The sequence below is a fragment of the Zooshikella sp. RANM57 genome (assembly GCF_050749885.1).
In the GTDB taxonomy this organism is placed as follows: domain Bacteria; phylum Pseudomonadota; class Gammaproteobacteria; order Pseudomonadales; family Zooshikellaceae; genus Zooshikella.
Map to the genome: position 1 here is coordinate 103,624 of NZ_JBOIUB010000005.1, position 24,840 is coordinate 128,463.

Consider the following 24,840-nt stretch of genomic DNA (forward strand, 5'->3'; position numbering starts at 1 on the left):
TAGCCTGCTACATTGTTTTTCAAGTAGATGGCAAGAAGAAGAGTGATCACACTCCCCTTACTTTAGCTTAGATTATTCTGCCGCAGCCCGCTTAGCGATGACTTTATCGACTAAGCCATAATTAACTGCTTCTTCAGCACTCATAAAGTAGTCACGATCTGTATCCTTCGAAACTACTTCAAGGGGCTGTCCAGTATGATGGGATAAGACTTTATTCAAGCGCTCACGAATCTGTAAAATTTCCCGCGCATGAATTTCAATATCTGAAGCTTGCCCTTGGAATCCACCTAACGGTTGGTGAATCATAACTCTTGAATGTGGCAGACAGTAACGCTTACCTGGTGCACCTGCAGTCAACAAAAGAGCACCCATACTCGCGGCCTGCCCTATACACATTGTACTAACATCAGGTTTAATAAACTGCATGGTGTCATAAATTGACATACCTGCCGTTACTGAACCACCAGGTGAATTTATATAAAGATGAATATCTTTATCTGGGTTCTCCGATTCCAAAAACAATAGCTGCGCAACGATCAAATTAGCCATGTGGTCTTCAACCTGCCCCACAAGGAATATGACACGCTCTTTGAGCAGCCTTGAATAGATATCATATGAACGTTCGCCACGCGCAGTCTGCTCAACAACGATGGGAACCAAAGAGCTATTTGTAATCACTTTCTCGGAATGACCATCATAAATGAAAGAGTTGGACATGTCCTTGCTATCCCCCTTGTGGACACAGTGACCAAACAGCCGGAAAAACCGGCTGCTTATAGAGATCAACTGGCTACGTCGGTCTCAGCTTGTTGTTCTTCCTCAGTTTTACTTTCCTGAGCAGGCTTAATAGCTTCTTCATAACTGCATTCTTTCACAGTTACCTGCGCTGCTCCCAGGACAGTATCAACCACCTGATCTTCAAGTACAATTGAACGTACTTCAGCCATCTGGCGTTCATTACTAAAATACCAGCTAACTACCTGTTCAGGTTGCTCATAAGCTGAAGCAATATCTTCAACTAGAGATTTTACACGGTCATCATCAACTTTAATGTCATGATGTTTAACTACTTCAGCAACCACCAAGCCTAGTTTTACCCGCTTAAGTGCACGATCTTTAAATAGCTCTGCTGGCAGTTTAGCAGGATCTATTTGGTTTTCGCCACCGAATATCTGTTGTGCAGCCTGCTGACGCATCCGATTAATTTCATCATCCAATAACGCCTTAGGTACGTCAACTTCGTTCTCAGCCAGCAAACCATCCATTACTTGGTTTTTAACCTTGTTTTTGATCGCATGCTGCAGCTCGCGTTCCATGTTTTTGCGAACTTCTGCTTTAAAAGCATCAAGTCCACCTTCAGAAACACCAAACTTAGCAAAAAATTCATCATTCAATTCTGGTAATACGGACTCTGCCACGTCTTTAACCTGAATTGTGAATTCTGCTGGTTGACCTGCCAATGACTCAGACTGGTAGTCTTCTGGAAAAGTAACATTAATCACTTTTTCTTCACCAGCTTTGCTACCAACCAAATTTGACTCAAAACCTTCAATCATTTGACCAGAGCCTAGCTCTAGTTTGAAGTCTTCAGCTTTTCCACCTTCAAACTCTTCACCGTCTTTGCGACCAACAAAGTCAATTGTTACTTGATCGCTATCTTTGGCTTCACGTTCTACTGTCTGCCACTCACGGTTTTGAGTACGAAGTGTTTCCAGCATTTGCTCAACATCAGCATCAGTGACTTCTGCACTGGGCTTTTCAATGATAATGCCTTCATAACCTTTCAGAGCGAGCTCAGGATAAACCTCAAAAGTCGCAATAAACTCAAAGTCTTCACCCGGCTCCATTTTGACAGGTTCAACTGAGGGCATACCTGCAGGACGTAATGATTCCTTTTGAATTGCTTCTATAAAAGAAGACTGCATTACATCACCTACAACTTCCTGGCGTGTAGACTTGCCGAAACGACGCTTAACCACACTTAGTGGTACCTTACCAGGACGGAAGCCATCAAGACGTATTTTCTTTGCGGTATCTTTTAAACGCTCAGTGACTTTTGCTTCCACTTGCTCCGCGGGTACCGTAATGGTCAGGCGACGCTCCAGACCAGAAGTCGCTTCGAGTGAGACTTGCATCGTTGTTCCTCGTTAAAACAAATTCTTCGAAGGGCCTAATCAAAGCAAAATGTTATCAGACTATCAACGCGATAGTCTCACGAACCCCTAACTTTTTCTGCCGACAATACAAAAATGGGGATAAGTCACCTTATCCCCATTTTTTTGATCTTGGTGCGGAAGGAGAGACTCGAACTCTCACACCTTTCGGCACTGGAACCTAAATCCAGCGTGTCTACCAATTTCACCACTTCCGCTTTAACTTAAACTAATAGCTCACCATTCGATCAACTATCAAAACTGGGGTGGACGATGGGACTTGAACCCACGACCACAGGAGTCACAATCCTGCGCTCTACCAACTGAGCTACGCCCACCATAAAAACCGTAACTTCAATTCTAGCTCAACCAGGCCCTTCTTCATTTAACCAGGGACTGGCGCGCCCGGCAGGACTCGAACCTGCGACCATCCGCTTAGAAGGCGGATGCTCTATCCAGCTGAGCTACGGGCGCTCATCTTACAGCACCTTTCAAAAAATTCAAGCTCTTATTTCTGCGACTCTTTTGTGCTAATAAATACCTATGATTAAGCTCTCACCAGTATAACTAATCTAACTAGACAAGACCTTTAATCTCTAGCATCATCACATCACACAACTGATGTATTAATGTTTAACCTAATACTTAATCAGCTAAGTTGCTAGAACTCAGATTGCTTGAAGCTGTGCTGCTCAGCAAGTGGTGCGCATAATACTTGCTGACCCAACTGCCGTCAACGCTTTAAAGCACTTTTTTATCAACCAGTTAGCCTAATGTTTACTTATTAACCAAAACAGGTGCCGTACACTAAAATATCACCTCATTGATTACAGGCCTTTTTCATCAGTCATAGATGTACACAGGTTATCAATAACTCCTTTCTTTATTAGACCTCCCTCTTTAAGTAATGATGCCAATTGCTAATACCCCAGCCTGCATGCGACAATGCACGCCCCAATGAGCTCCAACTGACTCCTAATTTACAAGGCACCTTAATAAGCACCATGAGCGGAAATATCATCGATGGCAGAGCAATTGCCACCCAATTGATTGAGCGCATCGGTCAGCAAGTAGCAAATCTTACTGCAGCCGGTCAACGTCCTCCAGGCTTGGCAGTCATCCTTGTTGGGGAAGACCCAGCCTCACAAGTATATGTAAACAATAAGCGTAGAGCTTGCGAAAAAGCAGGTATTGTTTCTAAAGCATTTGATCTTCCCCCAGAAACGTCAGAGCAGTCATTACTTGCTCTCATTGATCAACTAAATAATGATGTCACCGTTGATGGCATCCTTGTCCAACTTCCTTTACCTGTACATATCAATCAAGAATTAGTCATTGAACGTATAGACCCATCTAAAGATGTTGATGGCTTTCACCCATATAATATGGGACGTTTAGCTCTTCGTATGCCAGTCCTGAGGCCTTGTACGCCTAAAGGGATTATGACGCTCTTAGAAACGATCAATGCCAAAGTACGAGGTAGTAAGGCAACTATTGTTGGAGCCTCTAATATAGTGGGTAGACCTATGTCTCTAGAACTATTACTCGCTGGGGCAACAGTCACAACTTGCCACCGATTTACCCAAGACCTTGCTGCGGAGGTTGCTGCCGCAGATATTGTTGTGGTTGGAGCAGGTAAACCTGGCTTAGTTAAAGGCGAGTGGATCAAACCTGGAGCCATAGTCATTGATGTCGGTATTAACCGACTGCCAAGCGGTAAACTTGTCGGAGATGTAGAGTTTGATGAAGCTCAACAACGCGCCAGTTGGATAACCCCAGTTCCTGGTGGTGTAGGACAAATGACCGTTGCAACGTTAATTGAAAATACTTTCTACGCAGCTACTGAGCTTCATGGTTTACATAATTAACTGATGTACAAAGGAATCCCTTCAACAACACCAGCTACATGTAGGGATTCTTTTCCAACCCACAACCCACTTCATTTATTACATCACTTTATCATCGCTATATCAGCTTACAGCCATTTATCAATGAGTCATCATCACCCAGTTTAATTTAAGCCCCTTGTTACAAGCACTCTCCCTCTCCTCCCTTATTCACATTATTAAAAGAAATCAAATAACTCACTTACATAACCTTATGGTTTAAGACCTAGCTTGTCTTTACAGTCGAACTGTTTATAATCGGCCGAAAATAATGACTCAATAAAAACTTATAAAGTGAATGACTTAACAAGTGCTTAATATAAAAGGCCATGCACAAAACATAACACATGTACAAAACATAACAATTGTTGCCTGGCTCATCCTATAAGTGCTCGTTAAACAATCATTCATATGATATACCTCAAGTGAATTATCTTTTAGGAGCTGCTTGATACTGACAGTTTGTGTATTTATTTAAACTGTTAACTAAAAGTAAGCTGGAACAAGTAGGACAAGGAAAGAAAGTCAAATCCTAAAAAATACTCAACAAAGGTATATTAGTTCGTTAGGCTAATTTATATAAGCAGCAATCGCTTATTCATTGAGCAGCCACACGAACTTTGACTAAACTTTATACATATTGAATTTAATAACAATATCCCAACCATAGGCAAGGTGTTTATGCGCTACTGGTTATTCTTGTGTACCTTTTTGACGGCTCTTAGCAGTTATTGCTTAGCAGAAGACGTAAAGTTTCGTTTAATTACCGAAAACTTCCCACCTTACAATTACAGCCTTCATAAAAACGCGTACGAACATAAGGAAGAAAACATAGGTGGCTTGGCTGTTGAAGTTGTTCAAGAACTTTTTCAACGTGCAGGCTACCCCTACTCAATGAAACTACGTCAGTGGAATTACGCTTATGCTTATGCTCAACGTCGCCCCTTCCGTGGAGTCTTTGGTACAACACTAACAGAGGCACGTAAACCATTATTTAAATGGGTTGGACCGCTAATCAGCAATGATTGGATGCTATTTGCCAAAGCGGATTTCAATGATCGCATAGCATCAGAAGAAGATTTAAAGCCTTATAAAATTGGGGCTTACAAAGGTGATGTTCGAGCTGAATATCTTAAATCCAAAGGATTTACTGTATCTGAGGTTGACAATGATCGTGTTAATCCTAAACGCCTCGCAACCGGACTCATAGATTTATGGATATCTGGTGGCTATTCTGGTAGCTATTTTGCCAAAGAAGCCGGTGTTACCAATATTAAACCCGTATATACAGTGAGAAAATCCGAGCTTTATTTAGCAATGCATAAAGAGACACCACAAAAGTACATAGACCATCTAAATCAAGTACTTAATGAAATGCGTAATGAGGGATTTATCACCAATCTAGCCCAAAAATATGAAAAATCCCTGAGTATGCCTTAACTTAAATACTTCTGCCCTCCAGCCTCAAAGCTACGCTTGAATGCACGTTTGAGGCTGGGATTGGTAATTAGTTATTCCACTCAATAATCATTGCACGCACTGTCATTTTTAATTTTCTAAATACTTCATGATTAGAGTTAAAAGCACCATCTCCTGAAATCTTCCGGTATTCAGCCGTAGAAAGATTCTCTGCATCATAGTCAAATACTAACCGTAGTTGATTCGGTAAATTGCCAGACTCCCAAGAAGTGGTCCTCCCCTCATAATCCCACCCCAGTCCAGTGAGTTTAAACACCTGTCGGTTTATCTTTTCAACTTCAGTAAGTGTTGTCCCAAGCGTTATTCCACTGTGGGTTTTCCATTGTGTATTCGGCTGATTAATGGTGATGCGAAGAGGTTGAGAAAAGTTATGTTTCCATTCAATTAATAGCTCATTTTTAGTCTTGGGAAATAGTAATGTACCCTTAATTGTTTCTCCCTCTCCCACGGGAATTTCCGAACGTTTTACATGCTCAGTACCATAGCGTTTAATTAACTCAGCTTCAGTTGAGTTTGGTGTTATTTGACCAACGGCATGAACCGGATCAACAAGAAAATTATTATCAGTAGCATAAACAGTTTGAAACAATAAGCTCAACAACACAAACACACAGGGTAAGCCACGCTTAAAACACCGACTCATAATCTGCTTTCCTTCGAAAATTAATGAAACGGCGAGTTTAATTTAGCGTTTTTATGCTGCAAGTCGATCTATTCAAAAAACGACATTTTACACACATTTCATTACAGAAATTCACTGAAGCGCTATATTATGTATTCCAATCAGCAGGGTTGGCGGTATTAAAACGAGAAATTTTTTTGTTGCTATCACCTTTTAACTGGTAGTATGTATCTTGATATATTTTCCAGCGACACAAATCAATAGGGGTAACTTCAGAGGCATTCACACTATCAACCAACGTGCTTACTTCAAGTGCGGCCGCAACAAGTTCTGAACAAAAAAACTTACTAAAATCCTCTCTATTATACCCCAGGCCATGCATCCCAAATGGAAGTTCATCCAATGCATCTAATGCAGACTTAATTGCCTGTGGCATATCATAAGGTTTTCTGGCTTTCGCCTGGTTAAACAAAAAATTATAAAATTCTTTTTGCTTAAAGCGTGTTTTTCGTAGTTCTTCATTGAGCGGCAACCACCAAAGTTCACCATTATAGGTATTTAAACGGTCACTAAATCGAGAAATATTAACTCCGTTAAAGCCATGAAGCGATGTTGACTCAATAATTTGATTAAAAAACCTATTGGTATCGTCAGTGGTAATTTTGGTTTGCAAAATGACGCCTACATGTGAAATATCGGAAAAGGTTGCAAACTTTATAATTTCTGAAAAATGTCCCTTGCCACCAAAAGCGATCACATCACCTGGCTGCATTAAAGGCCGGGCATCTTCATAAAAAATTTGCTTCATAGGCATAATCACCTCCTGCTAATTAACGAATATTCATTTTATTAAAACTCGATTCATTTACCATAATGAGTGTAGTCAAATTAGACATAATAAAGTATTTTTTTTAGCCATTAACACAGTTGATATTTTCGAAAACACTTCCCTAAATATCCGGTTTTAACGCTTAACTAAATAAGAAAAAAATTTGATATAAAAACAACCTTTACCATTTTTCATTCTTCAAAAAATTCTATTTATTATGTTAAAACTACTCACATATTGTTACCCTACCTGCAACAGATACAGAGTGGTATAACGATGCTAGATTTCACACCACACCCGGTGTTAACTACCAAACAAGTGATGGATGACGCTGTTTTTTGCTTTTGCTATCAAGATGCTAGCGTGGCGTTGGTTATAACAATTTGGAGGGCGTTATCCAGCCTTTGTCTACCACTAGCCTATATCGAAGTACCACAGGTGTGTATTTAATCATGATTGAGGTATAGCAAAATGTGGGTTTGCTATGCTTGGACCGGTTTGTGAAACAGGTGCTGGGAACCTATCCTATGCAATTGCCCTGCCCCCTCCTTACGTCCTAAGAGTATAAAAATGATTTTTGTAGGGTATATGCTTTTTCAGCACTAAGCATTATTGCAATACTTATATCGCCATATGCTGCCTAGTTCTTTTTACTCATAAAGCAGCAATTTTAGAAAAAATTTCGAAGACATCATAAAAAATGAGATTTGTCTCAACTTGTCTGCTTATTTTTTTCGACACAAATAAAGTGAGTATGATATACAAGCATCTAAAACTTAGTTCAAAAAATTTATGTGTATTTTAGTAACCAATTAAAATGCTCAGATCTCATATTTGTTTATTAAACATAAATTTACAACGCGTTTAAAATTTTTAAAACTTAATTAGTGCCTACATCTACTCATAACAATAGTTTTCGCAAACTTAGCGAAAAGCTTACCAAAGAGATAACAATGAAAGCTGTTAAAATAAAAAAACTCTTTATTTACACCAGTGCCAGTTTAATTACTGCTTTTTCTATACATGCCACTGCAAATCTGAGCCCAGGTAATGTGATGAATAAAGCACATACGGCGCAAACCAATAAAGCAATCAAAAACTTTAAACAAACCCGAAAGGCAAAAGGCTATATTTACGCTTCCAAAAACAAGTTAATCGGAAATACTCAAGAAACCTTCAATGTCACTGTTGGCCCTCATAATACCCAAATGAGTTCTGTCACAGGAAACATTCACTTTGCCTTTGATCCAACCCAAGCAGCATGTACTCGTGGTCTACACCTTACTTATTCAATTGGCGCCTCAACACCCATCTCAATTAGTCCCAGCTGTGATAACTTATTACACAAGGAGTTAAACTACGACTGGAGTCATACCATTGCCTCTCCAGAAGTCACGCTACCAGAGGTTCCTTTAGATGGTTTAGGCATCTTTAGAGTTGGCGCAAAAGTCGGTGGTGCTTTTAATGTCGGAGCCAATTTTCGTGCAGGCGTAAAAATTGGTGGCTTCGAAAAAAACAACGATCCTATTTTTCAACAGGGCGTAAGACAACCCGATATTGTATATGCCACAGCCAGCCCCTGGATCTCTGGTAGTGTCACCGGTAAAGCCTATGCAGCAGTTGATTTTCTTGGGGTAAAGCGTATTGAAAAAGGAGTGAAAGGTCATCTTAACCTAATCAATATGTCTACTGAAGGACACATTGAAGGTGGTATCACTTATAAGCCTGGTGCATCCTCTTTACCAACAGAGAATGAAAATCCCTATCAATACTATACTAAACTGAAATGGACAGGTAGCGCCAAAGGTGGTGATGGTGATATTTCACTTTATTGTGATGTAAAACTGTTTAATGTATGGAATATATTTAGTCGTTCAACCAAAGTGATCAGCTGGAAACCTATCTACGAAACCCAAAAAACGTTCTACGAAAAATCACACTATTTCTAATAGTAATACTTATAATGAAGGGTATACCAATTTATACCCTTCATTTATAACTATTCAGTTATAGCTTAAACTCCTGAAGTCATGCCATATGCTTTTGCCATAGCATTAGTAAAAGCGAGTTATTATTCTCATTAGGGTAGATCACTCCATGAGTATTACACACCGAACCCTTTTTTTCTCTGTTGCTACCTTATTAAGTGGTATGGTGGCAGGACTGCTTTATTTTGGCGTGACGAATACCACGACAAACAATACATCGCCTAAGCCTGAACGCTCATCTTCTCTAAATACTTCAAATGAAAAAACTGATAGCAGCATAATGCTTAAACAGCAAAAACTGGCCTATCAAGTCACCATAAACAGTAACATGACAAATGCCAGTAATGAAAAAGACAGTTCTGTTATTCGTTTCAACATAGCCTTAAAAGCTGCTAAAAATGACTCAAAGCAGCCAACACTTCTGTTAGGTCGCATTGACCAAATAACCGCTAACCGTATAGCTGAAACTTCAAACAAGCTGCCGGAATTTCTCTCGTTTACAGCAAACTACCAAGATGGTCACTTCCACAATATAGACCTACTACAATTACCAGAGAACCACCCACTAACGATTATTAAAACCGTTTTAACCCAACTTTCCTACAACCAACATAAACCACTTCAACTCCAATTAGCTGATGGCATATACACATTTCAATACACCCGGAATAATCTTCAAGTACAGCGCGAGACTACCCATATCGAATATAACGCAGCACAAGCAAATACTTACCATGTCCTATCTCAGTCTGAACATTGGGATTTGCACTTGCAGAAATCGTTACACCCTAGCGCACTAAAATACGAAACATTTCGTCAAATCAACTATAATGGCCAGGTTATCAATATTGACCAGTCAATTACCATTGATTCTATTCACTTTCCACACTCTTTTGACGACTCCCCTGCACTCTATACTCATGATGCCAATAAGCATCACGCACTTATCACTTCAACACAGGATAAACAGCTCAAAATTGAGAGTAATGCTGAACTAATGGATGCACTAACCTCGTTTTCTAATACACCAGATATCTACACTATATCAGCAATCGGACAATATGCCGCTCAACAAGCTGGACTTGCCTTCGTGGAAGAAGTACTACTGAATTCATCACACAGTGACACCCTAAAGTCAGCATTAATATTTGCCCTTGAACAGTCAGGTGTTCCAGAAGCTAACAATATACTGTCTGCAATCATTTTAAATGAAACAATTGATGAAAAAAACAGACTTCGAGCAATCACATCTATAGCAAAACTCGGCGATGTTACCTCAGATTTAGCACTTACCACCCTACAACAAATGACTCGTATTGATAATCAAACGATTGCTGATACGGCATTACTTAATGTGGGTATTTTAGGAGATCATGCGAAACATTTAACCAATAATGTAACTGATTTTCTTCATGATCAGCTACAAAAAACCGAAAATAATAACCATTATATTACCCTACTCGCCGTCAACAACTTAAAAACATCTGTGCTTAACCAAAACATACTGCCTTTTATAAACAGCGAGCATTATGAAGAAAGAATGGTTGCAGCACGAATTCTGGCAAACGATAAACAGTATCAAACTAAACTTTTTGATCATTTATTAATTGAGAACAATCCCAGTGTTGCTGGAGAAATAATTGATGCTTATTTATCCAAAAAATCAGAAATCACGTTATCAAAGGAATACCAATCTAAGCTTATTCAGCGAATGAATACAACGCCCATTACCCCACTGAGAGAGAAGTACGAAGTATTATTTAACACTCTAAATGAACAATAATGCTACGTAGGGTAGAATCTATCTACCCTTCAGAGTCCATGAATAGATATACAACACTACCAACATTGCCTCCCTTATTTAATAAACCTTACATCGCTTTATCATAAATAAGATTAAATTAAACAGTTTTCAATGGTCATACATTCATCACGTATTCTGGATAGCCAAAACTTAATATTTTCATCAGAGTGACAGTTTGAGCGTATGTTATTACCCATTTCAACGATATTAGCCAACCGGTAGCTTATAAAGTCGTAAAAAATAGACTGCTCATTATACGTTGGCTTATGCTTGTAAACCATTGTACAATCATACAGCTTTATATTTCTAGGCACCAAAGATATAACCAAACTGGTGCGACTCCCACCTTCACAAATCTCAGCTTTATGTAATACATGACTTCCTTGTAATAAAATACCCTCACCAGGCTTCATTGAAAAGTCACCAAAGTCTTTTGTACATAAACGGCCACTGTTAACGCCACTTTCTTTACCACTTTTTTCCAAAAGTATCACAAATACGAAGGGAACGTAATCTAAGTGCCAGTCATCAACAGCACTTTCTTCATTTTTAGCCTGCAAATTGATATGACTGTGCTCCACTTTAATGGGGTGCATTTTTAGCTCAGTGCCAACAATTTCAGATAGTATCACTTCTAAATCTGAGAGACCGAGAATATCGTCAATCTCAGGAATACCACGAATAGTATACGATCGGCTGTACTGGACTGCTTTTGACTGATTTTTGTTTATGATATCAATGAATTTAGTTAATTCTTTTTCGGAAAGAACCTGAAAGGGCTCACTGCAAGCAAAGTTAATCTCAGGACAAATGTTATTAAAGTTAGGTGTTAACCGCCATTGAAGGTTAATATCTGATAAATATTTTCGCTGAAGTGAAGCAGGAACACCCATTAACATAGAAGACCCTCCCTGTCGCAATTATCATCCTTATCGGTGACATTCGCTGTAAATTAGAGCAATCTATTATCGCTTGGTACTCCAATTACCGTCTTGTTCTTGTTATTTCATATTCTCCCTTTAAAACTCTCAACAAGAATTTACCTTATCCAATTAGAAAACTTAACACTTTACATGGAATTAACATTAATGCTAACTTCAACACAAAAATAATTACTCATGCATAAAGTTCAATATAAATAATTTACCAAAAACTATATATTTACTAATTAGTTTCAAAGTTAATAAAGTATACTAAACCTTTAGGGCATCTCTAAAAATAGTGTTTTTTTTGAGAGAGCAAAGAAATTCTGTACCGACAACTGTAGTGTATAAGGAATACATGAGGATCCAAGTACAGCGCTAACGCAATTGTCGTAAAAAAAGCGCATTTTTAAAGATGTCCTCTATGTGAAATATACCGTAAAGCAATTATAACCAAAGCAGTGATTTGATAGCACGAAATATTTTACACTGAAAAAACAAAATGTTATTCACTTTTACCATAATCACTTATACGTAATTCAAGAGTATAAAAACTAAGCATATAAATGCCTAATCACTTCTCTACTACCTTTAAAACCTGTTCTACCATGTAGTACCCGCTCATTATCTAATATCAATATATCCCACGCTTTTAAGGGGATAGCCCACAAGTTTATAGGATCAGATATAATATCAATGGCTGCTTGATACATCGCTTCTATTATCCGATTTTTACCTATCACATATTGAGCTAGCGTAGTAAACCGAGTGTGATAGCAAGTTTTATTGCTACCTTTGACATTCCAAAGCATTGCTGAGCATTCTTGCAACTCTCTACCTGACTGAAAACCTTTAAATATAAGTCAACGCTCTTGGATCTGCTAATTGTGTTACTAGGCTGCCAAACTGCTGTTGTAAACATGCACTCAAAGTGTCACTTTTCATAACAATGGAACTACCACCCACTGTTGCAGGTACTTTACACGTTAACGACATGATTCGTGGATAATGCTTTGCATAAGCACTATCTGTATGTAATGCCATATAGCCATCACCATAGGCTTGCACCTGATAACGACTATTTTTCTTGAGAAATTCTTCTTGCTGTCCTTCTAAATGGTCAGTCGATGAAGAATACATTGATTTTAAAGTATTACTACCTAGTCACTAGCAAAGATTCTAATCTTTTGTCTTTCACAGTCAGTATCTTGCTTATAAAACGAACAAGTCATAATTTCGTCTTATAAATGCTCGATAAACTCATGACAACTAAATTAGTTTTTATTTATATTGATTGACTGCTTCATTGGATTTAAACCTAATCCAAGAAAACCGCCTTTAGTTCACAAGTAAAATACAAACGAAATCCCGATAACTCAGTTCACTTACACAACAATGGCAAATATCCTACACAGGCATACAACAATCGTCACTTTGCTTCCAACCCAAGTTAGACCAAACTATATATCAACAGGCTGGCACCAACGGATGGTTCAAGGAAGCTCTTTCGTAAGGATGCGTCAGGGATAAGCCAGCCAGGTTTTAAGATAGGACCCAATGGAATGGGTTAGGGAACAACTTAAAGGACTAAGTATCACTAGGATGGTGACAAAAAAACCTGCAGGATGCAGGTTTTTTTGTGTCTGCAATTTAAGCAAGAAGCTTCATACTTCCTTCATTTTTCCTTGAGTGACAACTTCATCACTCGTTTGCCGACGATGGTTAATGAGGTATAACGCACCAAGTACCAAAACTAGACCAATGAAATGCAAAAAGTAAATTGCTTCACCATCTAATACTCCCCACATAGTCGCTACAATAGGAATAAAGTAAGTTATAGATACAGCAAAAATCAGTCCATATCTTAGAATTAAACGACTATAAAGCGAAATCGCAACACATGTACCTAATAATGCAAGCACCGCAATGGCTAATAAAGCAACAACCGTATGATTTGTAGTGGGCAGTTGACCTGCAGAATAACGTAAAACGATCCCTATAAATGCTGGTATAGACCATATACTGATGGAGATGGCTGTCAATCTCACTGCAGAGATATGCTTTAATCGGTAACGAATCAGGTTACTGGCAATCCCATAGCTGATAATACCAAGTAACACAACACCACAATAAAATAGGTGATGTGTAATATTAGCTAAATCAGAGCCTGCTGATACCAAAATAACAGCCCCAATACAACCTAAGCCAGTCCCCAGCAACTCGTTCCTAGAAAAGCGCTGATTATATGCAAAAAATGCAATAACCAAGACAAACACAGGTTGTAATGTATTTAACATCCCCACTAAGGCACTAGGCACAACCTGTTGCCCTACTGCAAACAATAGTGTTGGAAACACACTACCAAAAAAACCTGTAAGTGCTAAATACTTCCAGTCACTAAGTGACAACTGTTTTAATGTTGGCCGTAACCAAAAATACAGTGGAATAAAGAAGAATCCTGAAAAAAAAGTACGTAACAAACCAACATCCAATGAGCTAAACGCCGTTAAACCTTGCTTAATGAGAATATATGTACTACCCCAAATGATGGATAACACCATTAACAACAACCAAGGTTCAAGACGCATAAGCAGTTTTGTATCTTTACGATCGAAGTTCATTATGATGTCCTTCTCGCATGGGTTAATGCACTCAATATACTTAAGAGTATATTGAGTAAATATAGGACAAATCGATAGAGAAAAGATGTTAGTTAAATGAACCCAAAAATAACAAAATAAGGCATTATTAATCTAATTATCAAAAAACACTTTCCGTTGATTTAAACAGGAAGTCATTACTATTAAAATAGTTTTTTTGCCAGATGTATTATGAATAATATAAACATTTAAATTAAAACCGCAGCATCCTTGCCATAAAAGAAAGCTTCATTAATAGCTTTCAGCCGTTTTTCAGCTATAAATTAAATATCTTTTCCAAACGCTTTTTCTACAGACTTAATAAATCTACTCTGCTCATCTGTTAACTGACCATCGGCATTTGCTATATAGTTCAGTGTTTCAACGATAGATTTTTTTTGTGCTCCAGAAAAGAGACTCTGTAGAGGGGCAACGATATACTTTACTTCTGCAATATAATTTGCACTGTCTTTCCATAAAAAGGCCGCTGTAGTAAAAGCTTCAAGAGCCTGCTTTTCAGAAAGACAAAAAGTATGAACAAACGCTTGGATAATTGTCTCTTTTAGCTCTTTTGTTATCTCTCCTTGTAGCTTTGCAATCCCCAAAACCAATACTGTTGCACCTTCAACAGCACTTTCCAAGCGGTGTAGAGGCTTAATTGAGTAAAGCTTTGCCCATTTATGTCTTCTGAACCAATGAAAAGGATTGAATGAGTTTAAGTCAACACCAGACTGTTGTAGCCGGTTAAAAGCCCAAACCAAAGCAGCAATTGACGTTATTAACCCGATAAGTATATGCATATGACTATCCTGTTATACTGCAAAAATAACTACTCATAACAAAAAGTCCTTTATAATAGCACCAGGAATACCCCATCACAATTGTGGGTTATACCTTCGTAGTTCAGTCTGCAGTCAATTATCTTCTTTAAGAAGGCTGCTTAATTAGCTTTTGTTATCAATATTTATCATTATATGCCTTTCTATAATATATCGATCACGTAAGCTTTTGAACGTGGCTAATCTGGCCTTCTCACACTAACGTTAGTGACAAAAAACGTTTTAACAATGCTAGCAAAGCCATCACGTAAAAAAGCTCTAGGCCAAAACTGCCACTGTAAGGCTGACATGCTCGAATCATGAGGAGTCCAGGCAAAGCTGACAAATCTATCAAGAGCACGTTAAAATAGTTTCATAAACCATTGAAGTATGCGCTAAGGATAATACGCATAAAAATTTCTTGTGAAAGGCATAGTATGTTTGAGTATCTTAAGCTGATACATACTTAGAAGTTTATTAGCGATCTATCAAGACTTAGTATTTAGAACGATTGTCAACCTGATGATAATTACATATCTTCCATAAAATATAGACAGATGTTCACATTCTAATTTACGCTCTGATTTTTACTCAATTAACAGAGAAACATAAGCATTTTTCTTTTCAATATGACCATAAGACTCATACAAAATCCACTACGTGCAAATAATATTTTATCAAGTATATCTATCTTGAGCCATTATTAGAGGTTAGAAAATAAAAAGAATCATCTAAACAATAAATATAGGCTCACAGAATATCATTGTTAATCAATGAGGTAATATCCAATAGATTAAATTTTTTATTATGCATTACTCTAGGCATTGATAACTAGCATCTTTTAGACTAAAAGATATACTCAAAGTAACTATACAACAGTAAATAGGTATATAAATGCTCAAAAAGGCTAAGAACGTAAATGTTTGGCCTGATCCAATTATTGAATGGGCTGTTACCTCCACTATCGATGTCAACCACCCAGTAATATGGATTAAAACACTAATTAAAAATTTATTAAGTACAGGGCTACCACTCTCTCGGATTAGAATTCTTCATCAAATTCTCCATCCTCAGTTAGCTGGAATTAGCTATTGCTGGACTCATCCCTCCCAAGATATCGTAATTAATAAACCAACTCAGGGTCTATTAGAGAGAGAAACATACTTATCAAGCCCATTATACCTCATTTGCGAAGGTAACACCGAAAAAGTCCGCTGTCGTCTGAATCAAGTACAAAGTCAACCTGATTATCCAATACTCAATGATTTAAGAAAAGAAGGCATGACTGACTACCTCGTGCTACCACTTAAATTTTCGGAGGAACGTACGGGAGCTATAAGTTTTGCTACCACCCACTCCGATGGTTTTTCTGATGAAGAGGTTTCATACCTACAACAATTTGTACGAGCGATAACGCGTAGTTTAGAAGTACTGGTTCTTCATGAAAAGGCACTTTCTCTCCTCAATGCTTATTTAGGTAAGACAACAGGTAATCGTGTATTAGCGGGTACTATCCAACGTGGAGATGGAGAAACAATTAATGCTGTTATTTGGTTTTCTGACTTACGTGCTTCAACAAAGTTATCAGAAACATTACCCTCCAATGAATATCTCAACGTATTAAATCAATATTTTGACTGTCTTGCTGGCAGTGTTTTACAGCAAGAAGGTGAAGTATTACGCTTCATAGGAGATGCTGTTCTCGCAATATTTCCTGTTGGAGAACATAACTTTAAAACATGGGATAGTGCTTGTAATGCTGCGTTGGTAGCTGTAAAAGAAGCAGATAGACAGGTCACCGCTTTAAACCAGGCACGAAAACAAGTTAATCTTTCTCCTATTAATTACGGTATTGCACTCCACATAGGTGAAGTACATTATGGCAATATAGGCACAGCTACCCGTGTTGAATTTACGGTCGTAGGTAAAGCTGCTAATGAAGCAGCAAAAATAGAGTCATTATGCAAAGTACTTAACAAAAAAGTACTGATTTCTGAAAGTTTTACACAGTACCTTCAAGCACCATGGCGATCGTTAGGAGAACATGCACTTCCTGGATCACATCAAACTATCAAGCTATACAGTTTTGATTTTCATTAAGTTATTACCCTGAGAAACAATAAACACACAAAACATAAGGAATAATTACCTTAAACTATAACCTATCATAATTTACAGCGCGGCTATACTCCTTAAAATTCTATACTCAAATAAGAGAGCTGAAGTATTTATCTACTAGTCTATAAAAATATACCTTTTACTTAGTCATCTCCTTTCATTATGACTAAATACAAAATTTTGTTTTATAAAGGTATATATCTACTCGATTCATAGTTGTTTTCCACACTCAAGCTTGCTTTTTTATATACCCTTAACGAAGGGTTTTTATACTCAAACACTACTGGACGGTTATATTCATAAATAACTGGAGTGAAAGACGCTTTTCAATAAACACTAAAAATAACTTGTAAAGAAAATATTCAGCATATCAATTACGCCTACTATAACGCTAGTTATAGATAAATAAAGCCTCTTAATAACCAACGAAGGAAAGAGAAAACTTGACCATAAACAAGGAAGGTTATAATGAACTCTAAATCAAAGTTAACCCTTATTAGAAATAGCATCTTAGGTTACTTAGGTTCAATCTTTATACTAATCCATGCTAATAGTGTAATAAGTGCTGAACCTGAAAGCATAATACCAAATCAGTTTGAACAAGATCATCTTATATATACAACAAATGAGATGTTTAGCTTTAATATACACGAATTTATAGAAAAAAACGCGCCACATATAGTTCAATATACTGAAGTAATATCTCACTGGAGCGGTTATTCAAGCATCAGTCCGAAAGTATTAATTGCCTTAATAGAGCAGCAGACAGGGTTAATTACTAATAAGAATTTAAATATATCTGAATACAATAAGCCTTTAGCTAACTTATCAGATAAATATGGTTTTTCTGAGCAAGTAGAAGATGTGGCCATCAAGCTTTCAACATTCTTTTATAATAATGAAAATAAAGCAAGAAATGCGATACCAATAACGTCCACTGCACTCGAGCAACTTTTTTCCACAGTAAATCAGCAACAATATTCTGACATCACAAAAAAACAGTATACACAAGAGAAACTCGCAAGTTTTTATGCTATCTACTACAAGTTATTTCCAAAGGAGTCACATGAAACACATGAAATTTCATCTGAAAGAAAGCAAGATAAATTAACTAATCAAAACTTGCAAAATAATCAGCTTATTATTCCTCCTGACAATCTTCTACAACTACCTTACCTTGTTGGCAGGGCCTGGTACTTTGGCGGCACACATACTAACACCGGTAGTGGCACGTACCCTCAATCCTCATTAGACTTAAATAATGGTGGTGTTTGGGGGTCAGATACCTCTAACAAATGGGTTGCAGCTGCAGCACCAGGGCGAGCTAAAGTACACTCATCTTGTAACCTGGAGATTGTTCATGAAGGTGGCTGGTCTACCACGTATTACCATTTAGACAATATTCAAGTAAGCACAAATAACTCTGTTTCCCGCAACCAAAAAGTGGCTAATTACGCAGGCAATAAATCACAAGCATTATGTCAGGGAGGACACTCCACTGGACCACACCAACATTTCAGCCTTAAAAAAGACGGCCGCTTTTATCACCTTAATGATGTCAAACTTTCAGGTTTTAAAGTCCATACTGGAAGAGATAGTTATGACTCAAACTGTAACTATTTTTGGCTTGAAAAAAACAATAATAAGTATTGTGCCTGGAATAAATTAACTAATCCTGGCGTGCCTGGTGAACCCGACCCAGATGATGATGTTGAACTAAAAAATGGTATTCCTATAACTAATATTTCAGAAACTAAAGGGGATCAAACATACTATAAAATTAAAGTTCAAGCGAATGCTTCAGACCTCATGATTAAAATTGATGAGGGATCGGGTGATGCGGATATGTATGTCCAACCGGATACAAAACCCACATTATCAAATTGGGATTGTAGACCTTATAAGGTTACACAGCTTGAAGAGTGTTTATATAAAACTCCCAAAGCAACGACTTATTATGTACTACTTCATGCATTCAGTAATTATAATAATATAACACTCAAAGCTTCATATAAAAACGCAGGTGATCAAGTACTAGAAAATGGTGTGCCAATAACTAACCTTAGTGCCACCAAAGGACACCAAATCTATTACCAGATTAATGTACCCGCTAAAGCCAGTAACCTGAAGATATCAGTGGATGGTGGATCAGGTGATGTTGATATGTATGTAAAATCGAGTACTAAACCAACACTTTCTGAATGGGATTGTAGACCTTATAAAGTAACTCAATATGAAGAATGCGCTTACAATACGCCAGATGCTGCAACTTACTATATACTTTTACACGCATTTAGTGACTACAATGGCATTACGCTAAAAGCATCATACGACAATTAGAGCTTAAAAAAATGCCAGGCATGCTTAATCACGCAGTTTTGGATATTAAGCATGCCTGATTTTGACTCTTCCACTCTAATCAGTTAATAAACCTCTCTAAACACCATACTAATCCCATGCTTTTAGAGACTCCTCATAGGATGTTGTCTTTCCGGGTGGTTCTTCATTTGATAATTTGGGTTTTGGTGCGCCAGGTTGTGATAACCAGTAATTTTCATCTTTAGGCTTATTTAACCTTGGTTCGCAACGTTCCTGACCGTTAATTGCAATTTGTTGTAAACGATTATCCATTTCTTGGGCCATTTTATTCATTGCTTGCTGAGCTGAATGAGTACCTGTGATAGCTAATGAAACATAGATCCACCATACATCGGATAAAAATGGATAATTTGGTACATTTAAGCCTGTCGGTGTCCATGAGTTTCTTGCATTACTGCGGTAAAACTCAACAAGACCGCCGTATCTATTGGCAGCCTTGGAAAATGCCTCTGAGTTTATATCCGACTTTCTGATGGGGGTTAAACCAACCAGTAACTTACGTAAAGATACCGTTTTTGATACAACAAATTGTGCATATAACCATGCCGCTTTCCTTCTATTTAATGGTGTGTTTTTCAAAAGAGTCCAGGCACCTACATCCTGATACCCCATTTTCATTCCTGGCTCCCAATAGGCGCCTTTAGGTGAAGGAGCCATACGCCATTTAGGGATACCATCACTATCAGTGACCGGTAAAGAAGGGTCTGTCAATATTGCCGTATAAGCTGTATACCAGAAAATCTGTTGTGCAATATTACCTTGACCAATAATGGGTAACGAAAGTCTTTCATCCATATTGATCGCTTCAGGTGGTGCAAATTTTACCAGCCATTCCTTATATTTTCGTAACGCATATACCGCAGCAGGACTATTTAACGCTCCACCCCTGGCAACACTTGCCCCTACTGGGTGACAGTCTATAACTCTAATCCCCCATTCATCCACAGGCATACCATTCGGCAAACCTTTATCACCCGCACCCGCCATGGACAACCAGGCATCTGAAAAACGCCACGCTAAAGAGGGATCCTTTTTACCATAATCCATATGGCCATAAACGGTAATCCCATCAATTTTTTTTACTTTATTAGTAAAAAAATCTGCAATATCTTCATAAGCAGACCAATTTTCTGGTACACCCAACTCATAACCATAAATCGATTTGAATTTAGCTTTCAAGTCTGGCCGAGAAAACCAATCATGACGATACCAGTAAAGATTGGCAAACTGCTGGTCCGGCAACTGATAAAGTTTTCCATCTAACCCTGTGGTAAAACTTAAACCAATAAAATCATCTAAATCTAATGAGGGTAAGGTAACGTCTTTACCTTCATTTTTTATAAAGTCTGTTAAATTAACGACTTTTCCAGAACGAAAATGAGTACCAATTAAATCACTATCACCAATATAGGCATCATAAATATTAACCCCCAATTCAATCTGGGTTTCCATTTTCGTAACAACGTCATCCTCTGCCGTAGTTTCATGAACTACATTTATGCCCGTAATATCCGTAAATGCTTTGGTTAAAACATTAGCCTCATACCAATGCGTGGCAATGGGTTCTGATACAACCCGAATAGTTAAGTTTTGAAATGGTTTCGCCACACTGATAAACCATTCCATTTCATTTAGCTGTTCTTCTTTGCTTAATGTACTCTCTACAAATTCGTTTGTTATCCACCATTGAGCATCTTTCCTTCCTGCAGCACACGTCATACTCAATAGTAATAAAACAAATATTAAGGTACCCTCAAAAAATTTTTGATGTCCAAAACAATATGACGCAGCGTTCACTTTAAGCCTATAGTTTTATTGATACTGGCTTTTTATTTTAGTCACGCTACCATCCGCGTACATTATCTTCAGAACATTTTGTAACTTCGCTATCTCTTCATCTGGCGTATCCAAGTTACATGCTAGTGCACGCAGTGTTGTAAAGTAAACTAACTGTTCTTTTAGCTTCACATTATTTTTTTTTGCATAGTACGATGAAGTAACCGTATCTGCAGCCCATACATCTATTCGTTTATTGGCGAGTTTATGTACATTATTTTCTTCTTTCGACGTAAGCCTAATGGTGTACCCTAATTTTGCTAAATAGTCCACCACCGCACTTCCACTATAACTACCTATTTCTAGCTTTTTGACATCATCAAGTGCTTTTATATTATGGGGTGAATCTTCCATTGTATAAAAGCCAGTTTGTGTGATTAGCGTCGGACTTACCCACTGGAACAATGGTTCACGTGCCTGAGTTCTTTGCACCGGAAATACACAGTTATATTTTTCTGTTTGCGCTAAGTTATAAGCTCGACGTAGTGGTACAATTTTTATTTCAAAAGGTAACGAAGCTTTATTAAATAACATCGAAACAATATCAATACTTATACCTTTTAACGCTTTACCTTGTTTAAAGCTATAAGGAGGTAATTCTTCAGTAAACAATTTAAATTGTACTGCATAGCTATTTATAGGTATTAAGCTAAAAGCATACAGCAAAGACATATATTTTATTAGCCTACCCAATAGTTGCTTTGTCATCATAAATACTCTTTATTAGCTTTTAAAATAACAAACAGCATCTCACTCAGTTCATTGATACTTATTCATCACAGCAGAGATACTACCATCTTCATACATATTCTTTAATGTTATCTGTAACTTCTCAATTACTGCGTCAGGCACGCCTATATTACAAGCTAATGCCCGAAGTGTGGTAAAAAAGACCACATGCCTTTTAAGTTGCACATTATTTTTTTTTGAATAATACTTTGCCGTATTTGTATCTGCAGCCCAAATATCAATACGATTATGGATTAATTTATGAATATTATTTTCTTCCTTCGTTGTCGTACGAACAATAAATTTCAAATTACTCAAATAATCAACAATCGCGCTCCCACCATAGCTCCCTATTTCTAAATACCTTGCATCTTCCAACGTACGAATACGCAATGACGAATGTTTATTAGTATAAAATGCAGTATGTGTAATAAGTATCGGGCTTATCCAGTGAAAAACTACTTCTCTTTCTTGATTTCGTTGTACCGGAAATGCACAACTATCAACTTTATTTTGTAACGTATTAAATGCCCGTTTCCAAGGCACCACACGTACTTCATAATCAAGTTGTGCTTTTTCGAACAATAATGACACTATCTCCACACTAATCCCTACAGGCTGGTTGTCTTCCATCATACTATAAGGTGGTAACTCTTCAGTGTAGAGTTGAAACGTTGTAGCAAATGTTAGATTTGGCAATCCAGCAACAATGACAAAAATAAAAGCCATTGGTGCTATACAGTTGATGAGCATGACTATTTTCATCATCTATGCCAAATAAAAACTAATCCCATGCCTTTAGTGAAGCTTCATACGAAAGCGTTTTCCCCTTAGGCTTCTCATTGGCGAGTTTCGGTTTAGGGGCACCAGGTTGTGCTAACCAATAATTAGGATCTTTTGGTGCATTTAACTTTGGTTCACAACGCTGTTGTCCTTTACTTGCAATTTTTTGTAAACGTTCATCCATTTCCTTAGCCATTTCATCCATCGCCTGCTGCGCTGTCATTTGACCACTAATCGCCAATGCGGTCTTTTTCCACCATAAATCAGCTAACTCTGGATAATCCGGAACATTAGTCCCTGTTGGCGTCCATGCGACACGTGCTTTACTTCGATAAAACTCCACTAATCCCCCATATTTATGAGCGGCCTTCGAAAAAGTAGAGGATTGAATGTCAGAGTTTCTAATAGGTGTTAAACCCACAAGCAGTTTTTTCAAGGAAATGGTTTTAGATACGACAAACTGGGCATATAACCATGCGGCCTTGCGACGCTCTAAAGGAGTACTACTTAAAAAAGTCCACGAACCAGCATCTTGATAACCTAATTTCATTCCTTTTTCCCAGTAAGGCCCCCTCGGAGAAGGTGCCATACGCCATTTAGGTGTACCATCACTGTTCGTGACAGGTAAGCCTGGCTTAATCATCGCCGCTGTAAAAGCGGTATACCAAAAAATCTGTTGCGCAATATTTCCTTTACTTGGCACATCCCCTGCTTGGGTAAAGTTCATATCTTTAGCCTCAGGAGGCGCATACTTATTTAACCATTCGGTAAATTTACGAATAGCATACACAGACGCAGGGCTATTTAATGCCCCTCCTCTCGCTACACTGGCACCAACTGGGTGGCAGTTTTCCACTCGAATTCCCCATTCATCTACGGGGATTCCATTAGGAATACCTTTGTCTCCTGCACCTGCCATTGACAACCAGGCATCAGAAAAACGCCAACCAATTGAAGGATCTTTTTTTCCATAATCCATATGACCATAAACAGGATGACCATCAATCTCTTTCACTTTATTAGTAAAAAAGTCCGCAATATCTTCATAAGCAGACCAGTTTACAGGTACCCCTAATTCATACCCATAAATCGATTTAAACTTGGCTTTTAAGTCTGGCCGAGAAAACCAGTCATGGCGATACCAATAAAGGTTGGCAAACTGCTGGTCGGGTAATTGATAAAGTTTACCATCAGGTCCTGTTGTAAAACTCAATCCAATAAAATCATCTAAATCTAAGGTCGGCAAGGTAACATCTTTACCTTCATTTTTGATAAAATCACTTAAGGCGATGACTTTTCCATAACGATAGTGTGTCCCAATTAAATCACTATCATTAATATAAGCATCATAAATGCTGTAATCTAAATTGATTTGCGTATCAATTTTTTTAACGACATCATCTTCGCCGGTAATTTCATGAACAACATGAATACCTGTAATATCAGCAAATGCTTTTGCTAACACGTTTGCTTCATACCAGTGAGTATCAATGCGTTCAGAAACAACTCGTATCGTCATCCCTTGAAAAGGTTTTGCCGCACTAACAAACCATTCCATTTCACTTAGTTGCTCTTCTTGAGTGAGCGTACTTTCATTAAACTCAGATTTAATCCACCACTTAGCTTCTTCCATTCCAGCAAAAACGGGATAACTCAATAACAAAAAAAAAGCACTAATTGTTGTCGCGAGTGTTAACCGTCTAGATATAGTAGAGGTTTCTCTCATACTATCTGCTCCTATAAAGGATACCTATAACAAACTATGAATTTGTAATACTATTAAAGGTATTTTTTCACTGTAATAACATATAAAAATGAATATAAGAAGTATAGTGCTAATAATGTTGCCTGCCA

Annotated in this window: 19 protein-coding genes and 3 tRNA genes; 6 read left to right on the plus strand and 16 right to left on the minus strand. The window is 37.8% G+C overall.

All coding sequences use genetic code 11. From position 1 onward, the window contains the following. Nucleotides 1-72 precede the first annotated feature (72 nt). The 5 genes from clpP to ACQ96U_RS12290 all read right to left on the minus strand — a co-directional run bounded on the left by clpP (nucleotide 73) and on the right by ACQ96U_RS12290 (nucleotide 2,627). Nucleotides 73-717: an ATP-dependent Clp endopeptidase proteolytic subunit ClpP gene (gene clpP, locus ACQ96U_RS12270; protein WP_431721548.1), complete on the minus strand. Its 645-nt coding sequence runs from the start codon at nucleotides 715-717 to the stop codon at nucleotides 73-75. Between the two features lie 65 nt (nucleotides 718-782). Beyond that, nucleotides 783-2,135 carry a trigger factor gene (gene tig / locus ACQ96U_RS12275; protein WP_431721549.1) on the minus strand — a complete coding sequence of 451 codons (1,353 nt, stop codon included), beginning with the start codon at nucleotides 2,133-2,135 and terminating at the stop codon, nucleotides 783-785. A 151-nt stretch (nucleotides 2,136-2,286) separates the two neighbouring features. Next, a tRNA-Leu gene (locus tag ACQ96U_RS12280) sits at nucleotides 2,287-2,371 on the minus strand. 44 nt (nucleotides 2,372-2,415) lie between these two features. Next, nucleotides 2,416-2,491, minus strand: a tRNA-His gene (locus ACQ96U_RS12285). Nucleotides 2,492-2,550: 59 nt separating this feature from the next. Next, a tRNA-Arg gene (locus tag ACQ96U_RS12290) sits at nucleotides 2,551-2,627 on the minus strand. Nucleotides 2,628-3,157: 530 nt separating this feature from the next. Here ACQ96U_RS12290 and folD point away from each other — a divergent pair. Together folD and ACQ96U_RS12300 are read left to right on the plus strand one after the other, a co-directional pair. Continuing rightward, nucleotides 3,158-4,021, plus strand: a complete 864-nt coding sequence (gene folD, locus ACQ96U_RS12295) for a bifunctional methylenetetrahydrofolate dehydrogenase/methenyltetrahydrofolate cyclohydrolase FolD (protein WP_431721550.1) — start codon at nucleotides 3,158-3,160, stop codon at nucleotides 4,019-4,021. A gap of 699 nt (nucleotides 4,022-4,720) precedes the next feature. After that, a complete protein-coding gene (locus ACQ96U_RS12300) occupies nucleotides 4,721-5,479 on the plus strand; it encodes a substrate-binding periplasmic protein (RefSeq protein ID WP_431721551.1) in 759 nt (252 codons plus the stop codon). Between the two features lie 67 nt (nucleotides 5,480-5,546). Here ACQ96U_RS12300 and ACQ96U_RS12305 read toward each other — a convergent pair whose 3' ends face one another. Both ACQ96U_RS12305 and ACQ96U_RS12310 read right to left on the minus strand, forming a co-directional pair. Further along, nucleotides 5,547-6,161 carry a hypothetical protein gene (locus ACQ96U_RS12305; RefSeq protein ID WP_431721552.1) on the minus strand — a complete coding sequence of 205 codons (615 nt, stop codon included), beginning with the start codon at nucleotides 6,159-6,161 and terminating at the stop codon, nucleotides 5,547-5,549. Nucleotides 6,162-6,288: 127 nt separating this feature from the next. Next, the gene (locus tag ACQ96U_RS12310) at nucleotides 6,289-6,954 is read right to left on the minus strand and encodes a hypothetical protein (protein WP_431721553.1); all 666 of its coding nucleotides are present in this window, start codon (nucleotides 6,952-6,954) and stop codon (nucleotides 6,289-6,291) included. 968 nt (nucleotides 6,955-7,922) lie between these two features. Between ACQ96U_RS12310 and ACQ96U_RS12315 the strand changes: the two genes are divergently transcribed. Together ACQ96U_RS12315 and ACQ96U_RS12320 are read left to right on the plus strand one after the other, a co-directional pair. Further along, nucleotides 7,923-8,918, plus strand: coding sequence for a hypothetical protein (locus ACQ96U_RS12315; RefSeq protein WP_431721554.1), 996 nt, complete (start codon nucleotides 7,923-7,925; stop codon nucleotides 8,916-8,918). Nucleotides 8,919-9,066: 148 nt separating this feature from the next. Further along, nucleotides 9,067-10,740 carry a hypothetical protein gene (locus ACQ96U_RS12320; protein WP_431721555.1) on the plus strand — a complete coding sequence of 558 codons (1,674 nt, stop codon included), beginning with the start codon at nucleotides 9,067-9,069 and terminating at the stop codon, nucleotides 10,738-10,740. Nucleotides 10,741-10,853: 113 nt separating this feature from the next. On the opposite strand, the gene ACQ96U_RS12325 is transcribed toward ACQ96U_RS12320, so the two are convergent. From ACQ96U_RS12325 to ACQ96U_RS12345, 5 genes are all read right to left on the minus strand, one after another. Then, a complete protein-coding gene (locus ACQ96U_RS12325) occupies nucleotides 10,854-11,660 on the minus strand; it encodes a hypothetical protein (RefSeq protein ID WP_431721556.1) in 807 nt (268 codons plus the stop codon). A 578-nt stretch (nucleotides 11,661-12,238) separates the two neighbouring features. Further along, nucleotides 12,239-12,496, minus strand: a complete 258-nt coding sequence (locus tag ACQ96U_RS12330; RefSeq protein ID WP_431721557.1) for a TauD/TfdA family dioxygenase — start codon at nucleotides 12,494-12,496, stop codon at nucleotides 12,239-12,241. A gap of 40 nt (nucleotides 12,497-12,536) precedes the next feature. Then, complete coding sequence (locus ACQ96U_RS12335) at nucleotides 12,537-12,824, minus strand: TauD/TfdA family dioxygenase (protein WP_431721558.1); 288 nt, start codon at nucleotides 12,822-12,824, stop codon at nucleotides 12,537-12,539. 524 nt (nucleotides 12,825-13,348) lie between these two features. Further along, complete coding sequence (locus ACQ96U_RS12340) at nucleotides 13,349-14,305, minus strand: DMT family transporter (protein WP_431721559.1); 957 nt, start codon at nucleotides 14,303-14,305, stop codon at nucleotides 13,349-13,351. 302 nt (nucleotides 14,306-14,607) lie between these two features. After that, nucleotides 14,608-15,123 carry a TerB family tellurite resistance protein gene (locus ACQ96U_RS12345; protein ID WP_431721560.1) on the minus strand — a complete coding sequence of 172 codons (516 nt, stop codon included), beginning with the start codon at nucleotides 15,121-15,123 and terminating at the stop codon, nucleotides 14,608-14,610. 912 nt (nucleotides 15,124-16,035) lie between these two features. Between ACQ96U_RS12345 and ACQ96U_RS12350 the strand changes: the two genes are divergently transcribed. Together ACQ96U_RS12350 and ACQ96U_RS12355 are read left to right on the plus strand one after the other, a co-directional pair. Continuing rightward, nucleotides 16,036-17,241: an adenylate/guanylate cyclase domain-containing protein gene (locus tag ACQ96U_RS12350; RefSeq protein ID WP_431721561.1), complete on the plus strand. Its 1,206-nt coding sequence runs from the start codon at nucleotides 16,036-16,038 to the stop codon at nucleotides 17,239-17,241. 486 nt (nucleotides 17,242-17,727) lie between these two features. Further along, entirely contained in the window at nucleotides 17,728-19,599 is a 1,872-nt protein-coding gene (locus tag ACQ96U_RS12355; protein WP_431721562.1) for a pre-peptidase C-terminal domain-containing protein, read from the plus strand. Nucleotides 19,600-19,707: 108 nt separating this feature from the next. Here the strand turns inward: ACQ96U_RS12355 and ACQ96U_RS12360 are convergent, their stop codons facing one another. The 4 genes from ACQ96U_RS12360 to ACQ96U_RS12375 form a co-directional block, all read right to left on the minus strand. Next, nucleotides 19,708-21,357 carry an ABC transporter substrate-binding protein gene (locus tag ACQ96U_RS12360; RefSeq protein WP_431721563.1) on the minus strand — a complete coding sequence of 550 codons (1,650 nt, stop codon included), beginning with the start codon at nucleotides 21,355-21,357 and terminating at the stop codon, nucleotides 19,708-19,710. Between the two features lie 93 nt (nucleotides 21,358-21,450). Then, complete coding sequence (locus tag ACQ96U_RS12365) at nucleotides 21,451-22,185, minus strand: substrate-binding periplasmic protein (RefSeq protein WP_431721564.1); 735 nt, start codon at nucleotides 22,183-22,185, stop codon at nucleotides 21,451-21,453. A 48-nt stretch (nucleotides 22,186-22,233) separates the two neighbouring features. Continuing rightward, complete coding sequence (locus tag ACQ96U_RS12370; RefSeq protein ID WP_431721565.1) at nucleotides 22,234-22,971, minus strand: substrate-binding periplasmic protein; 738 nt, start codon at nucleotides 22,969-22,971, stop codon at nucleotides 22,234-22,236. A 16-nt stretch (nucleotides 22,972-22,987) separates the two neighbouring features. Beyond that, nucleotides 22,988-24,712 (minus strand): ABC transporter substrate-binding protein, encoded by a 1,725-nt coding sequence (locus ACQ96U_RS12375; protein ID WP_431721566.1) that lies wholly within the window; start codon nucleotides 24,710-24,712, stop codon nucleotides 22,988-22,990. Nucleotides 24,713-24,840: the final 128 nt, after the last annotated feature.